This window comes from Methanobrevibacter sp. (assembly GCF_015062985.1).
Taxonomy (GTDB): domain Archaea; phylum Methanobacteriota; class Methanobacteria; order Methanobacteriales; family Methanobacteriaceae; genus Methanocatella.
Genome location: NZ_SUTI01000010.1, coordinates 41,610 through 57,003 on the forward strand (window position 1 = coordinate 41,610; position 15,394 = coordinate 57,003).

The following is a 15,394-nucleotide window of genomic DNA, read 5'->3' on the forward strand; positions in this document are numbered from 1 at the left end:
AATACAATATATTTGAGAAAATCCCAAGTAATATATATTTCAACATATGAACTTTTTTTAATTGAACATTAGCAAGTATTCTGTATAAAATTGTTTTTAAAATGAGTCGGTGATGGTCATTTGAAGTTAATAGAAGTTATAGTGGAAAACACATCATAACTTCCATCTCCAATAATATTGATTTACTGTATCATCCAATAAACTGCCACTATACTAGGTATCGCAATGATGAGTGTATTGCGGATCATTCTTAAACGATGCATTTTCCATTCTTTTTCTGTCAATTCCTTAGTTTTTGGGATTTTTAAAATACTTAAGATAATGCTGGCAGCCAGGAAAATGAAATATGCATTAATGATAAAGAGATATCCTGCTCCAAGGAGCATGTCCCACCTTCCGTTTGCAATTGAATATCCTCAGGTACAAAGCGGAGGCATAAGGGCGGTTGCAATTGCAACACCCGGGATGACAGTGTTTGCTTTGTCTAGCCTGGTCTGTCCGATGATTCCTGCAAGTCCCCCGAAAAAGGCAATCAGCACGTCATAGAATGTTGGTGCAGTCCTTGCCATCAATTCTGCAGTTGGCTCTTTAACCGGAGAAAGGAAAAAATAAATTGATGCTGCAATAACACTGATTGCAATCTGCATTCCGAAACCGACCATATGATTAGTAAACAAAGGATAATCTGCGGATACATTTGCATATGCTGAAGCAAGAATACTTCCCGTTATAGGTGAAATCAGCATTGCTCCTATAATAACTGCTGTTGAACTCATATTGAGACCTACAGATGCAATTACCATTGCACATACCAATACACACATATTCGTTCCGGTAATCTGTCCGCCATCCAAGAGACGTGTACGAATTTCTTCATTTGATGCTGAATCCTCTGTTAATGAAAACGCTTTTCTGATTTTTCCCTTATTGTTTCCCTTTCATGTTCACTGTTCATATTCCCAATTCCTTAACTCATAACATGCGAGCGCTAAAGAATGCCCGCAAATATTGAAAATTTAAAATGCAATACTGTCATGATTATTGTCATTATTATATTGATTTTAATATTAATTAAAGTAATTGCCATGAAATGAACATTTCTTCATTGCTGCCCCATTTAAAAGACTCTTTCAAAAACTTTGTTGATTTGAAATTTTTTCATGGCTTGAGTTATCGCATAATATGATACGTGTTAGCTACTAAACATTCGTTTTAAAGCAGATAGCTGGTATTTTAGAAGTTAATTTTTAACTTCTATTCTATTTTTTTAAAATCCGCTGTAAATAAAAAAAATAAGGATTATGGGAAAAGAGTTAATCCCATAGCTTCAATCATGGATTGAACACCTAAAATGATAATAGCCACACCGCCGAAAATTTCGATGTAGTCAGCATATTTGATGGCAATTTTTGTTCCATAAGTTCCAAGCAATAACCAAATTACTACTGCAACTAAACTTAATCCCCCTAATATAAAGGGATCTACATGTGCTACAGCACCTTGGGATGCTAGAATTAAGTTTTCAATGTTTCCAAAAATAAGTAATCCTGTAAAAGGAGCATAAGCTTTCAAATCTACCATCTTATTCACCCCTTTTAGTAGCTTTAATGTGTTTTATAGCTTCATAGACAGCTTGAATACCTAATATGAATATTGCAAGCCCGCCAATAAATGTGATATAATTCGCATATTGTATTGCAATTTCTGTAGCTACAGTTCCGATTACCAACCAGATTATTACTGCAATAATACTCAAACCACCTAAAATTTTAGGGTTTACACCTTGAACAACACCTTGTGATGCTAAAATAAGGTTTTCAATGTTCCCAAATATAATTAATCCAATAAAAGGTAAATATTCTTCTAACAATTTATCACCTATTAATACTTTTGAAAGAAGGATAATAAAATATTAACTAATTTTAAATAATAAAAGTGTGTTAAACAAAATAATTAGAAAATTAATCTTTCAAGATATAAACGCTTCATTCACACTTAAAAGATAAAACAAATTGAAAAAATAATGCCCAAATCAATAAAACTGATATTCAAGACAAAATGATGAATTTAAAACAATATATCGCAGAGATTTAAGATGGAATCAAAGTCAAAAATCCGATTTTGAAAATCAACAAAGTTTTTGAAAGTGTCATTTAAAATTTCATGATATAATTTATTAATAAATAATTACAAACTAAATAATGTATAAATGATAGGTTGGTGAGAACATTAGTGAAATTCCAGAACTGAACTGTGAAAAAACAAAAAGTGACATTGTTGAATTCATTGCCTCAAAAGTATCCGAATCTAAAACCGGCGGCCTTGTTGTTGGTCTGAGCGGAGGAATAGATTCAACTCTTGCAGCCTATTTGGCTTGTGAAGCAGTAGGATGTGAAAACGTTTTTGGGATAATTATGCCATCCACTACAACACCAACAGAAGATAAAATTCACGGAACTGAAATAGCTCAAATCCTGGGAATCCCCCATAAGGAAATAGCTATTGACAGCATTCTGAATGAATATTTATCTGCAACCCAACTTGACAGCGATAATTTAGCTATTGGTAACCTGAAAGCTAGGATTAGAATGTCAATCATTTATTATTATGCCAATCAAAAGAATTACCTCGTTTGTGGAACAGGTAATAAAAGCGAAATCCTAATTGGTTATTTTACAAAGCATGGGGATGGCGCATGTGATATTGAACCGATTGGAGATTTATACAAAACAGACGTTTTTAACTTAAGCAAATTCCTGGACATTCCAAAAGAAATTATTGAAAAGCCTCCTCGTGCAGGATTATGGGAAAATCAAACTGATGAAGATGAAATTGGAATGACCTACAATTTACTTGACCAAATTTTATATCTCTATTATGAAAAAGAGATGAAAAATGATGAAATAGCTGAAAAACTAGACATTTCAGTTGATGATGTTGATATGATTATTAATAAAGTGGTCAGGAGCAAACACAAAAGCAAAGTTCCTGAAAGTCCTTTAAAAACAACCTTATAATGGTGATTTAGTGAGCGAAAATATTGAGAAGAAATGGCAGAAAAAATGGGCTGATGCAAAATTATTTGAATCTAACCCTGATGAAAGAGAAAAATTATACATTACTGTTGCTTTTCCATACCCTAGTGGAGCAATGCACATAGGTCATGGACGTACTTATACAGTACCTGATGTATATGCAAGATTTAAAAGAATGGAAGGATATAATGTATTATTCCCAATGGCATGGCACGTAACCGGTGCCCCAGTTATTGGAATTGCAGATAGGATTAAAAGGAAAGACCCATGGACACTTGACTTATACCACAGAGTGCATGGAGTCCCAAAAGAAACCTTACCTGAATTGGAAGATCCTGAATTTATTGTGAAATACTTTTCAACAGAATACCATGAAGTAATGGACGAAATGGGTTATTCTATTGACTGGAGAAGGGAATTTAGGACAATCGATCCAACTTATAAGAAATTCATAGAATGGCAAATTACAACATTGCATGAAAAAGGATTAGTTCAAAAAGGGGAACACCCTGTAAAATACTGTCCAAACTGTGACAATCCTGTTGGAGACCATGATTTACTCGAAGGTGAAGGAGTAGGCGTCAATGAACTTACCCTTTTAAAATTCCCAATTGAAGATAAAATCCTTGTTACTGCAACACTTAGACCTGAAACTATCGTTGGAGCAACCAATATCTGGTTAAATCCTGATGTGGAATATGTTTTAGTTAATGCCAATGGCGAAAAATGGGTTATTACAAAAGAAGCTCACTATAATTTAAAAAATCAAATTAAAGATTTGGATATCATATCTGAAATTGACCCTAATGATTTAATTGGTAAAATGGCTACAAATCCATTTTTAGGAAATGAAATCCCAGTTTTCCCTGCAAGCTTTGTAAGTGCATCATACGGAAGCGGTGTTGTATTTTCCGAACCTGCTGACGCACCTGCCGACTACATTGCTCTTCAAGATTTAAAAAATAATGATGAATTGATAGCCAAGTACAACTTGGAAGGAATTGTTGAAAATGTGGTACCTATTCCAGTCTGTACCCTTAAAGGCTACGGAGAAATCCCGGCAGCAGACATTATCGAAAGGCTTGGAATTACAGACCAGAATGATGAAAAATTACATGAAGCTACAAATGAGCTATACAAACAACAGCACAGTAAAGGTACCATTATCGAATCCATCCCAGGATTTGGTGGAATGAAAGTTCGTTTTGCTCGTGAAGAGTTAAAAGAAGAACTAATTTCCAAAAATATGGCTACAATCATGTACGACTTTGCTGAAAGGCCAGTCATCTGCAGATGCGGAAACAACTGTGTCGTGAAAATTATGGACGACCAATGGTTCATGAAATATGGTAATGAGGAATGGACCGAGAAAACTTTAAAAGTCCTTGAAGGTGAAACCATAATTCCTCATGAACTTAAAAATAACTTTGACTATTACATTAACTGGTTAGATGATTGGGCATGTTCCAGAAAAGTAGGGCTTGGAACAAAACTCCCTTGGGACAATCAATGGTTAATCGAGCCTTTAACTGATTCAACAATCTACATGTCCTATTATGCAATTGCCAAATACTTAAGAGACATGGATCCTGATGATTTAAACCTTGCATTCTTTGATAAGGTATTGCTAAACAAGGATTCAGGTGAAATTACAGTACCTGAAGAAAAAGTTAAAGAGATTCAGGACGAATTCAACTACTGGTATCCTCTTGACTGGAGACTGTCCGCAAAAGACCTCGTAGGTAACCACTTAAGCTTTTTGATGTTTGCTCACAGTGCAATCTATCCTGAAGAAAAATGGCCTAAAGGAACCGTAGTATTTGGAATGGGTCTTTTGGAAGGAAATAAAATGTCCTCATCAAAAGGGAATGTGATTCTCCTAAAAGATGCAATTAAAGATTATACTGCTGACGTTGTAAGGTTATTCCTAATGGCATCAGCCGAACCATGGCAAGACTTCGACTGGAGAGAGAAAGAAGTTCTTGGAACAAAAAGAAGACTTGAATGGTTTAGGGAATTTGCAGCCAGAATAGAAGAAATCAAAGGTTCACCTTTAGACTTGAGCAACATCGAGGAAGTTGAACTGACCCGTACCATCGACTTATGGATGATCAGTCAACTAAATCAGCACATCAAAAAATCAACAGAAGCTTTGGAAGTATTCCAAACCAGGCAAGCATTGCAAAATTCCTTATTCCTACTTAAAAAAGATGTTGACCACTACTTATATCGTGTGAAACACATAATTGATGATAAGGACCCTGCAGTCATCTATGTCCTTTCAACTGTCCTTGAAGCATGGATTAGGCTTTTAGCACCATTTACACCACATACCTCTGAAGAGTTATGGTCCACTTATGGTGGAGAAGGCTTTGTAAGTGAAGCCGCATGGCCTGAATATGATGAAGATCACGTAAGTCTCGAAATTGAAAAATCAGAAGAATTAGTGGAAAATATCATCAAGGACATTGCACACATCAAACAGATGGTTGGAGACGATGTTGAAAAAGTCCACATATACCTTGCTCCTGATTGGAAATGGGAATTATACAAAATAGCTGATGAAGTTGGAAAACCTGATATCGGCCAAATTATGGGCAGAGCTATCGGAGCTAACATCTACGATGACAAAAAGGAAATAGCTATGGTAGCTAAAAAAATCGGTAAGGAAATAACCAAAACAAGATACATCGGAAAAATCAACGAAGAGGAAATCTTAACCGATGCTCTTGACTACATAAAAGAAGAATGTGGAAACGAAGTTATCATTCATACCGATGACTCATACGACCCACAAAATAAGGCTAAAAACGCAATGCCTTACAAACCAGCGTTATTTATGGAATAATTTAATTATTCCAACTATTTTTCTTTTTTTACTATTAAAATATTACTATAATTTTCTTGCAAACATCAGATATCCGCTATGGCCAACCATACGTGTTTTAGGCCTTACACCTTGAGTTCTAACCTCCAGGCCCCTTTCCAATGTTTCAAATATTTCAATGTCATAGAAACCTAACTTTTTGGCAACCCTATAGGATATTTCCGCCTGGTCAATATATGGTGCATAGACACATAGCCATCCTCCAACGTTCAAGGAATCCCATACCTCTTCAAAAATCTCATAAGGCTTCGGCAAATCCAAAAAGATCAAATCAATGTTGTCTTCATCGATTCCATCCTTAATATTCTGGTTTTTAACGTGAACGTTGCTTATTCCAAATCTGTCAATGTTCTTTTGGGCGACTTCGGCAAAGTCTTCACGAATCTCGTAGGTAAATACATCCCCTTCAGGGCCTACGACATTTCCAAAATTAAGTGCAATGGCTCCGGCACCAGTTCCTGCATCAACAACGCGGCAACCGGCACCTAAACCTGAATGGGCTAAAACCTGCCCAATATCCTTTTGAATTAATATTGAACATCTCCTGTCCATTATGTCAATGAAATCATTGATGTTAGGTTTCATGATTTTAAATGTGTGGTCAAGGTGGCTTTTAACTTCATCGCCGATTTCAGCATCATCCAAAACCTCTGCCTTGACGATTCCCAAATCGCTTTGAAAGTCCTCACCAGGTTTTAAAACATATTTCTTTCCACGTTCATCTAAAATCATCTTCATGCTATTCACCTAATTCAAGCTCAGCTAATCTTTTAACTCTTTTTAAGGAATCCGGGTGAGTGGACAACAGTTCCATGATTCCATTTTTCTTGGATATAGTAACCTCAGAATTTGCAAGTCTTCTTAACTCTTCATCTGATATTCTTCCATCACCGTCAAAGTCAATTTGACTGAAGTCATTAACGTCATGTTTTGCGTTATTAATATCATTGACAAAAAATGCCCTGTTTGTATTTAAATCCGCAATTGTTTCATTGCTGCATTTTGCGGCACCATAGGACAATTTATAAAGTGCTGACACTAATGCCGCAGGCCTGTTTCCGAACTCCACACTTGCCTCATCAGCATAGTATTCCCTTATTCTTGAAATGAACAATACCAAGAATTGACCTATAATGTAAAATACGTAACCTAAAATTCCAATGATTATTGTTCCGCCGTTATCCCTGTCCCCTGAAAACATGAAGGACAAAGCAACATAATAGCAAATCATCGGGACAACACTGACAATTGTAGTTACAATCATGTCATTATGTTTAATGTGGCCCATCTCATGACCAAGTACGGCTCTTAGCTCGTCACGGTCCAGCAATCCTAAAATCGGACGGGTAATTGCAATATGTCCGTTCCTTTTTGATCTTCCATAAGCAAATGCATTTGGGATATTCACTTCAGACAAGCCCACTTCAGGTTTTGGAATTCCTGCAGCATCTGCCAATTCCTGAACCATCTGATGAATATGAGGTGCTTCAGCTTCAGACAACGGCCTTACATTCATAGAGCGTTTAACCAATGATGGTCCAAACCAATATTGTAAAAATACAATTACTAAGCTTGCAACAAACCATACCATGTAACTGCGGACGCCCAGATATATTCCGGCAGCCATGATGAGAATATAAACTGTTGTAAACATCAAAATGGATATAATCCACATTCTTAATCTAAGTTTCCATGTGCCTTTCATTATTAACACCCTAATTTTTTGTAAACATTACTTATCAAATGCTCACTTTAATTATATATTTATTAGATTTCATACATTAATAAAAGTTAAGCAAAAAATAATTTAACCACATCATACATAAATCTTACTATAAAAAAATGGTGATTAAATGAGCGGACCATGGGTAGAAAAATATAGACCACAAAAATTAGAAGACATCGTAGGGCAAAAGCAAATAGTAGCAAGATTGGAAAAATATGTAGGCGAAGAAAGCATGCCTAACCTAATGTTTACCGGCCCTGCAGGTGTTGGTAAAACAACCACTGCCTTAGCACTAGTGAAATCTATTCTAGGGGAATATTGGAGAAACAATTTTTTAGAATTGAATGCATCCGATGCAAGAGGAATCGATACCGTAAGAGAGCGCATTAAAAGCTTCTGCAGATTGAAACCTGTCGGCGCCCCATTCAGAATAATATTTTTAGACGAAGTAGACAACATGACAAAAGATGCTCAGCATGCACTTCGTCGTGAAATGGAAATGTATACTAAAACCGCTTCATTTATACTCTCATGTAACTACTCATCAAAAATTATAGATCCTATTCAATCAAGATGTGCAATATTCAGGTTTGCTCCACTCAAAGGAGAAGAGATAAAGGAACGTCTGCAATTCATCTGTGACAATGAAGGTTTCGAAGCAGAGGAAAAGGGTCTTGAAACAATCGTGTATTTCGCTGAAGGGGATATGAGGAAAGCCGTCAATATCCTTCAGGCAGCAGCTTCAGAAGGCGAAGCGATTACCGAAAATTCAGTTTATGAAGTTGTTTCAAAGGCCAAACCGCAAGATATCGGAAACATGATTAACAAAGCGCTTATGGGCGACTTTATGGGTGCCCGAAATATCCTAAGAGAAACCATGGTTTTACAGGGAACCAGTGGAGAGGATATGGTGACCCAAATTTATCAGGACGTTTCCAAAAGAGTAATTGAAGGCAAAATGGATGCAAACATTTACATGGATTTAATTGAATCAATTGCCGAATGTGATTTCAGAATTAGAGAAGGCGCCAATCCGAGAATACAACTTGAAGCTTTATTAACCCAATTCTTATAAGGTATTGAAATGTTATGGACTGATAAATACCGACCTCAAAGTCTTAATGAAGTGGTCGGTAACAAAAAAGAGATTAAGATAATCACAGATTGGGTTAACGCATGGAAATCAAATGACCCTCAAATACCACTACTCCTAGTTGGACCGCCAGGCATTGGAAAAACTACGCTGGCACAGATTATTGCAAAAGACTTTTCAGAATATATTGAGCTTAATGCCAGTGACAAGCGTTCCCAAGACGTGATTAAACGCACAATAGGAGAATCATCATCCTCCAGATCTCTTTTTGGAGACGAATACAAACTAATTATTCTGGACGAGGTAGACGGAATACACGGAACCAATGACCGTGGGGGAGTTAAGGCCATCGGCGAAATAATAAAAAACTCAAAGCACCCAATGATTTTAATAGCCAATGATTTTTATTCAAAAAGACTGCAATCCATCAAACCGAAATGTCAAGTAATAAAAATGAAAAAATCAAGATGGAATTCCATTTCTGCACTTTTAAGAAAAATAGCCGTTGCAGAAGGAGTGGAAGTGGAACCTGCTGCTTTAAAGGAAATTGCAGTAAAATCCCAAGGGGACGTAAGGTCTGCGATTAACACACTGCAGGCACTATCTGACAAAGACCATAAATTAGGCGTTAGCGACGTTGAAAATATGGTCACCAAGGACACACGTTCCGACATATTCAATGCCATCACAGGTGTTTTAAAAAGTAAAACTCCCGCTCATGTTAAAGAAGCCCTATGGATTGAAGAAGACCCTACACTCGTTATGGAATACATTGCAGAAAACATTCCAAGGGAATACAAGAAAAAAGAAGAGATTAAAAAGGCTTATGACTACATTTCAAAAGCCGACATATTCTTTGGAAGAACCAATGCAAGCAGAAATTATGGTTATTGGAAATATGCAAGCGACTTTATGGGGATTGGAGTGAGCAACTCCAAGGATGAAACCTATAAAAAATTCACAAAAATTCAGACCCCAACAATCTTCACTTTAATGAGCCGAAACAGAGGCAAGAGAAACTTGAGAGATGGAATTGCCGATAAAATGACCGAGAAATTACACATCTCAAGATATGAGGCAATTTCAATGTTCCCTTATCTTGAAATAATGTTTCAAAATGATGAGCTCGCTTGGGAAATCTCTGACTTTTTAGAACTTGAAGATACTGAAATCAAGCGATTCAGATCTAAAAAGATTCCTAAAAAAGTAATCAATAAAATGGAAAAACAAAAAGCTCAAATGAGAGTTGAGGAACGTGACCAACGTGCAGAAGAGCTTAAAGCCCAAATGACTAACTTCATTCCTGAAGCTGAAGAGCCTCATGAAGATGAACTGCCATTTGAAATTCCTGGAATCGACTCAAATGAAACTGAAGAGGAAACCCCTGAAGAACCTGTTGAGGAGTTAGAAGAAGTAGAAGAAAAAGCTGAAGAGAAAAAAGAGAAAAAGAAAACTGATAAGCAAGTTTCATTGTTCAGCTTCTAATTTATTTTCAATGTATTCGGCCGCCTTTACAACATTTTCCCTATATTGCGGGGCAACATCTTCCAAAAATTCGGAAAATGAATTGGCCAAATCATTTTTATTCTCATTTTCTAGAATATCCTGACCATCCATTTCTAAAAAGGAGTTAATCCAATCCAAAGGAACATTGATTAATGGATAAACCTCATCTGACTTTTTAGAATAGTTTAAACCCTCGCCTGAAAAAATGCCTTCAAAGATATCGTTGACCTGATCATCCAAAATCAGAGGATTGACCTTTAAATCATATTCCCCTTCATAAACTAACTTAACGCCATACTTACGGGTATAAGGTTCCATAAGCAGTTCAATGATGAAATTATCATCTGTCATTAATATGCGGGAATTCGGCTCGATTTCAAGAGCAAGATGTTTGGATGACTTTGAACATATCTTTTGGAAAAGCTTGTTTCTGACAACTTCAATTTCAGGATATTGCTTCATAAAGGTAGCTTCACGTTTCCTAGAAAACTTTGAAAATCTCAAATTGTTGATGTAAATCTTCTGCGGAGTGTATGAAACGAAACGGGTGTCAACTCCAATTATCTTCAGAAATTTCAATACATCTTTTTTAGAGTTTGAGAATTCCTCTTTTTCATTATTAAATCCTGAAATATCAAACATTAAATCCATATTATCATTCTAAATTAAGTGTATCCTTTAGGGCAGTTTCCATCTCGTCAACAGGCGCATCCCTTCCAGTCCAAATTTTAAAGCTTTCAGCACCCTGATAAAGCAGCATCTTAATTCCATAAACAGGCTTTGAACCTGCCTTAATAGCTTCTTTTATCAATACTGTTTCATTAGGATTGTAAACCGCATCAAATACAACTAAATCCTCATGCATGTCCTCAGCCTTGGCAATCGGTTCATCATCGATGTTAGGATGCATTCCGATTGGTGTTGTATCCACCAAAATATCTGAATTGCCCAGATAGGAGGAAATTTCAGAAATTGAATCCGCCTTAACATCATCTATCAAAGCTGAAGCTGAAATGTCATTGGCAAGACTTTGCGCCTTTTCCACATTTCTGTTCAATAATGTTATGGACTCAGCACCATATTTTGCAAGGTAAAATGAAATGGCTCTTGATGCCCCACCGGCACCTGCAACAACCACATTCTTATTTTTAATGGAGGTTACCTCTTCAATTGCCTTTACAGCACCAATTCCATCAGTGTTGTATCCTTTCAAATCCCCAAAATCGATTGTATTGACAGCACCGATTAAACCGGCAATTTCATCAATTTCATCCAAATACTGCATCACTTCGATTTTATGAGGAATTGTGACATTGAATCCCTTAATGTTAAGGGATTTTGCACCTTCAATCGCTGATTTCAAATCCTGAGGATCGACATCGAATGCAACATAGGCATAATCCATTCCAAGCTTGTCAAATGCAGCATTGTGCATTGGCGGTGAAAAACTGTGTTCAACAGGATGGCCTATCAGCCCTACAATATTTGTACTACCTTTAATTTTCATATAATATTTAATTGATTAACAAAGATTATATAACTTTGCAGATACAAATTTTAATTATAATATATCTTATCAAAGGAGTGTAAAAATGGAATTTACAAGACCAAGAGGTACAAGAGATTTCTTATTTGAAGAAATGAGAGAAAGAAAAAAAGCGGAAAGTACCTTAAGAAAAGTATTCGAAAGTTACGGTTATCAAGAAATCAAAACCCCTTTATTTGAAGAATTAAAATTATTTACAACAAAATCTGGAGACGAAATTGTAAATCAATTATACAATTTCAAGGATAAATCAGACAGAGAATTAACATTAAGACCTGAAATAACAGCTCCAGTGGCAAGATTATACTTAAACGAACTTGAAAAGACAGCTACCAAACCAATTAAGCTTTATTACTATGGGAGCTGTTTTAGATATGAAAGGCCTCAAAAAGGCAGATTCAGACAATTTTGGCAATTCGGCTGTGAATTAATAGGTGCGAAAACACCTCAGGGAGAGGCTGAAGTCATCGCATTATGTACCGATGCAATAAACTCCTTAGGAATTACCACCGCCGACGTCAACATTAACCACCTGGGAATCATCAGGGGGCTCTTTGAACATTTCGGCATTTCAGCTGAAACACAAAGCGAAATAATGATTGTCATCGACAAGGGAGATAAGGATTTGCTCATCGAATCCTTAAGCGGAGACGAGCCTATTATTGACAATGATGAGTTAAATCAAATATTGTTAAAATTAATTGATTTGGTGGGAGACAAAACCATCATACCTGATGTTGAAGAGTTGATTGCACCATATGAAGAGCCAAAAGAATCATTGGAAGAGCTTAAGGAATTAATAGCATTATTGGAAGCATTCCAGGTTGAAAATTATACATTGAACCTTGGGGTTGCAAGAGGGCTTGACTACTATACAGGAATCGTGTTTGAGATTTATGTTCCCGAACTTGGCGCACAAAAGCAGATTTGCGGCGGAGGATCATACAGTCTCGTTAAACTATTTGGAGGCCAGGAAGTTGAATCAACCGGATTTGCTCTAGGTTTCGATAGACTGATGAATGCGATTGAAGAACTGACAGACAAGGAAGAATTGCCTTCACACTTGGATGTGTATGTGGCTCCTATTTCAGCAGATGTCAGGCCTAAAGCATTTGAAATTACTCAAACTCTAAGAAAAAACGGTTTCAACACCGATGTTGATTTGAATGGTAAAAAATTCAAGAAACTGATGAATTATGCCGACAAGATAAAGGTTGAAAAAATCCTGATTATCGGTGCCAATGACCTTGCCGAAGGTAAAGTTACCGTGAAAGATATGGTCAGCGGAGAGCAGGAATTAATTGATGTTGACGGAATTGTTGAATATTTAAAAGAGGAATGAATATGGAAATAAACTTCAGACATGAAATCAACGGCATTAAAGTGATTACGGCAATTGCACAGGATGTGAATACAAATCAGATATTAATGCTTGCAAACATGAACAAGGAAGCACTAATCAAAACAATTGAAACAAGCAAGGCACACTACTGGAGCACATCAAGAAACAAATTATGGCTTAAAGGTGAAAGTTCAGGCCATTTCCAGGAAGTTAAGGAAATCCTTGTAGATTGTGATATGGATGCAATCATTTTAAAAATCGAGCAGACCGGTGCAGCCTGCCATGAAGGATACCGTTCATGCTTCTTTAGAAAATTAAAAACAGAAAGCGATGTCGATATTGAAGACTTGAAAGATGAAGATTTGGAAGTCGTTTTAGAAAGGCTTGTAAACCCAGAAGATGTGTATTAAGATGAAATGTATAATACCGGACACAAGTGCAGTCATTATAGGTGCAGTAAGTAAATTGATTGAAGAGAAAGATTTGGATTATCCGGAAATTATCGTGCCTGAAGCTGTCGTCTGTGAACTTGAACACCAAGCCAATGCCAACAGATCTGAAGGTCGCAGAGGCTTGAAAGAATTGCAGAAACTGCAGGAGCTTCAATATGATGGGGAACTATCCATTAGCTTTAAAGGGAAAAGACCCACCAATTATGACATCAGATATGCAAAGAGCGGTGAAATCGATAGCATAATAAGGGATTTGGCCAGAAGTGAAATGGGAACCCTACTTACAAATGATAAGGTGCAGGCCGAAACCGCAAAAGCGCAGGGAATTCCGGTCTACTTTTACAAACAGGAATATGTTGAAAATCCGTTGTCAATAGAAAAATTCTTTGATGAAAGCACAATGTCCATCCACTTGAAGGAAAATGTAGTTCCGATGGCTAAGAAAGGAACACCAGGACACATTGATTTTGAGGTGTTAAGTGAAAAGCGCTATTCCTACAAGGAACTTAAGAAGATAGTAGATGAAATCCTGGACAAGGCTAAAAGTGACCCTAAAACTTACCTGGAAAGCGAGAAGGAAGGTTCATTTGTTGTTCAGTCAAGAGAATACAGAATTTCAATAGCTTACCCTCCATTTTCCGAAGCTTTGGAAATCACCATCGTAAGGCCTGTGGCCAACATAAGCCTTGATGAATACCGCCTGTCCGATAAATTATTAAACAGAATCAGAACCAGTGCGGAAGGAATACTGATTTCAGGTTCTCCCGGAGCTGGAAAATCCACATTTGTGCAGGCCATCGCAAAATACTACTCATCAGAATTAAATAAGATTGTAAAAACTATGGAATCCCCAAGGGATCTGCAGCTTCCGGATGAAATAACACAATACGCTCCGCTTGAAGGCAGTATGGAAAATACTGCAGACGTATTGTTACTCGTAAGGCCTGATTACACAATTTACGATGAGCTTAGAAAAAATACTGACTTCAACATCTTTGCAGATATGAGGCTGGCGGGCGTCGGAATGATTGGGGTTGTTCATGCAACCAGACCGATTGATGCGATACAGAGAATTGCCTCAAGAGTGGAACTTGGTGTAATCCCTTCCATTGTCGATACAAGCATTTACATTGAGAACGGTAAGGTCACAAGCGTTTATGAAACCAAAATGACCGTTAAGGTTCCGACCGGAATGAAAGAGGCAGATCTTGCAAGACCCGTTATCGAAGTCAGGGATTTTGAAACCGGCGAGCTCAAAAATGAAATCTACACTTATGGTGAGCAAACCATTGTCATGGACATGAACCTTGTCAACGGGACTTCAGATGATGAACGTCACAAATCATCTGTTGACAGAATAGCCGAAAAGGAAATCCTAAGGAAAATCAAGAAGATTCTTCCTAAAAAAGCCAAAGTTGATGTTGAGGTAATCTCCCCAGAAAGGGCGAACATCTACATTCCCGAAGAATACGTTCCAAAAATCATAGGTAAAAACGGTAAAAGAATCGCTGAAATTGAAGACAGCATCGGAATAAGTCTTGGAGTTGAAGTTATAGAAGAAAAACCAGTTAACAAAACTCCATTTGAAGTGGACATAGTTCATACCAAAAAACAATTGATTTTGGATTTGGGAAAAGACAACGGAGGAAAAAACTTTGATGTTTATATCGAAAATGAATACCTGCTGACTGCAACCACTTCCAAAAAGGGAGAAATTAAGATAAAAAGAGGAATAGAATTATCCGATTTCATTATTGAAGCTATTGAAATGGGATTGAAGATTACTGCTGTTCAAAAAATGTGATAA

15 protein-coding genes are annotated in these 15,394 nt (G+C 36.8%); 7 read left to right on the plus strand and 8 right to left on the minus strand.

Annotation, left to right across the window (positions count from 1 at the left end):
- Positions 1–182: 182 nt before the first annotated feature.
- From E7Z77_RS06070 to E7Z77_RS06085, 4 genes are all read right to left on the minus strand, one after another.
- On the minus strand, positions 183–386 hold the full coding sequence (locus E7Z77_RS06070; RefSeq protein WP_292751447.1) for a hypothetical protein: 204 nt from the start codon (positions 384–386) through the stop codon (positions 183–185).
- A 30-nt stretch (positions 387–416) separates the two neighbouring features.
- A complete protein-coding gene (locus tag E7Z77_RS06075; RefSeq protein WP_292751450.1) occupies positions 417–854 on the minus strand; it encodes a DUF389 domain-containing protein in 438 nt (145 codons plus the stop codon).
- 445 nt (positions 855–1,299) lie between these two features.
- A complete protein-coding gene (locus tag E7Z77_RS06080; protein ID WP_292751453.1) occupies positions 1,300–1,581 on the minus strand; it encodes a hypothetical protein in 282 nt (93 codons plus the stop codon).
- Between the two features lies 1 nt (position 1,582).
- Complete coding sequence (locus tag E7Z77_RS06085) at positions 1,583–1,870, minus strand: hypothetical protein (protein WP_292751456.1); 288 nt, start codon at positions 1,868–1,870, stop codon at positions 1,583–1,585.
- A gap of 358 nt (positions 1,871–2,228) precedes the next feature.
- Between E7Z77_RS06085 and E7Z77_RS06090 the strand changes: the two genes are divergently transcribed.
- On the plus strand, positions 2,229–3,017 hold the full coding sequence (locus E7Z77_RS06090; RefSeq protein ID WP_366510250.1) for an NAD+ synthase: 789 nt from the start codon (positions 2,229–2,231) through the stop codon (positions 3,015–3,017).
- 10 nt (positions 3,018–3,027) lie between these two features.
- Complete coding sequence (gene leuS, locus E7Z77_RS06095; protein WP_292751459.1) at positions 3,028–5,883, plus strand: leucine--tRNA ligase; 2,856 nt, start codon at positions 3,028–3,030, stop codon at positions 5,881–5,883.
- Between the two features lie 45 nt (positions 5,884–5,928).
- On the opposite strand, the gene E7Z77_RS06100 is transcribed toward leuS, so the two are convergent.
- Both E7Z77_RS06100 and E7Z77_RS06105 read right to left on the minus strand, forming a co-directional pair.
- Positions 5,929–6,660, minus strand: coding sequence for a tRNA (adenine-N1)-methyltransferase (locus E7Z77_RS06100; protein ID WP_292751462.1), 732 nt, complete (start codon positions 6,658–6,660; stop codon positions 5,929–5,931).
- A 1-nt stretch (position 6,661) separates the two neighbouring features.
- Positions 6,662–7,627: a zinc metalloprotease HtpX gene (locus E7Z77_RS06105; RefSeq protein WP_292751465.1), complete on the minus strand. Its 966-nt coding sequence runs from the start codon at positions 7,625–7,627 to the stop codon at positions 6,662–6,664.
- Positions 7,628–7,775: 148 nt separating this feature from the next.
- Between E7Z77_RS06105 and E7Z77_RS06110 the strand changes: the two genes are divergently transcribed.
- Together E7Z77_RS06110 and E7Z77_RS06115 are read left to right on the plus strand one after the other, a co-directional pair.
- Complete coding sequence (locus E7Z77_RS06110) at positions 7,776–8,723, plus strand: replication factor C small subunit (protein WP_292751468.1); 948 nt, start codon at positions 7,776–7,778, stop codon at positions 8,721–8,723.
- A 9-nt stretch (positions 8,724–8,732) separates the two neighbouring features.
- On the plus strand, positions 8,733–10,226 hold the full coding sequence (locus E7Z77_RS06115; protein ID WP_292751471.1) for a replication factor C large subunit: 1,494 nt from the start codon (positions 8,733–8,735) through the stop codon (positions 10,224–10,226).
- Here the strand turns inward: E7Z77_RS06115 and E7Z77_RS06120 are convergent.
- Both E7Z77_RS06120 and E7Z77_RS06125 read right to left on the minus strand, forming a co-directional pair.
- Positions 10,209–10,898 carry an ATPase gene (locus E7Z77_RS06120; protein ID WP_292751474.1) on the minus strand — a complete coding sequence of 230 codons (690 nt, stop codon included), beginning with the start codon at positions 10,896–10,898 and terminating at the stop codon, positions 10,209–10,211. The genes E7Z77_RS06115 and E7Z77_RS06120 overlap by 18 nt on opposite strands.
- Before the next feature lie 4 nt (positions 10,899–10,902).
- Positions 10,903–11,754, minus strand: a complete 852-nt coding sequence (locus E7Z77_RS06125) for a shikimate dehydrogenase (RefSeq protein WP_292751477.1) — start codon at positions 11,752–11,754, stop codon at positions 10,903–10,905.
- Between the two features lie 85 nt (positions 11,755–11,839).
- Between E7Z77_RS06125 and hisS the strand changes: the two genes are divergently transcribed.
- Genes hisS through E7Z77_RS06140 form a run of 3 tightly spaced genes read left to right on the plus strand, consistent with a single transcriptional unit; the run spans position 11,840 to position 15,391 of the window.
- Positions 11,840–13,135 carry a histidine--tRNA ligase gene (gene hisS, locus E7Z77_RS06130; RefSeq protein ID WP_292751480.1) on the plus strand — a complete coding sequence of 432 codons (1,296 nt, stop codon included), beginning with the start codon at positions 11,840–11,842 and terminating at the stop codon, positions 13,133–13,135.
- 2 nt (positions 13,136–13,137) lie between these two features.
- Entirely contained in the window at positions 13,138–13,545 is a 408-nt protein-coding gene (gene hisI / locus E7Z77_RS06135; RefSeq protein WP_292751483.1) for a phosphoribosyl-AMP cyclohydrolase, read from the plus strand.
- Between the two features lies 1 nt (position 13,546).
- On the plus strand, positions 13,547–15,391 hold the full coding sequence (locus E7Z77_RS06140) for a PINc/VapC family ATPase (protein WP_292751486.1): 1,845 nt from the start codon (positions 13,547–13,549) through the stop codon (positions 15,389–15,391).
- Positions 15,392–15,394: the final 3 nt, after the last annotated feature.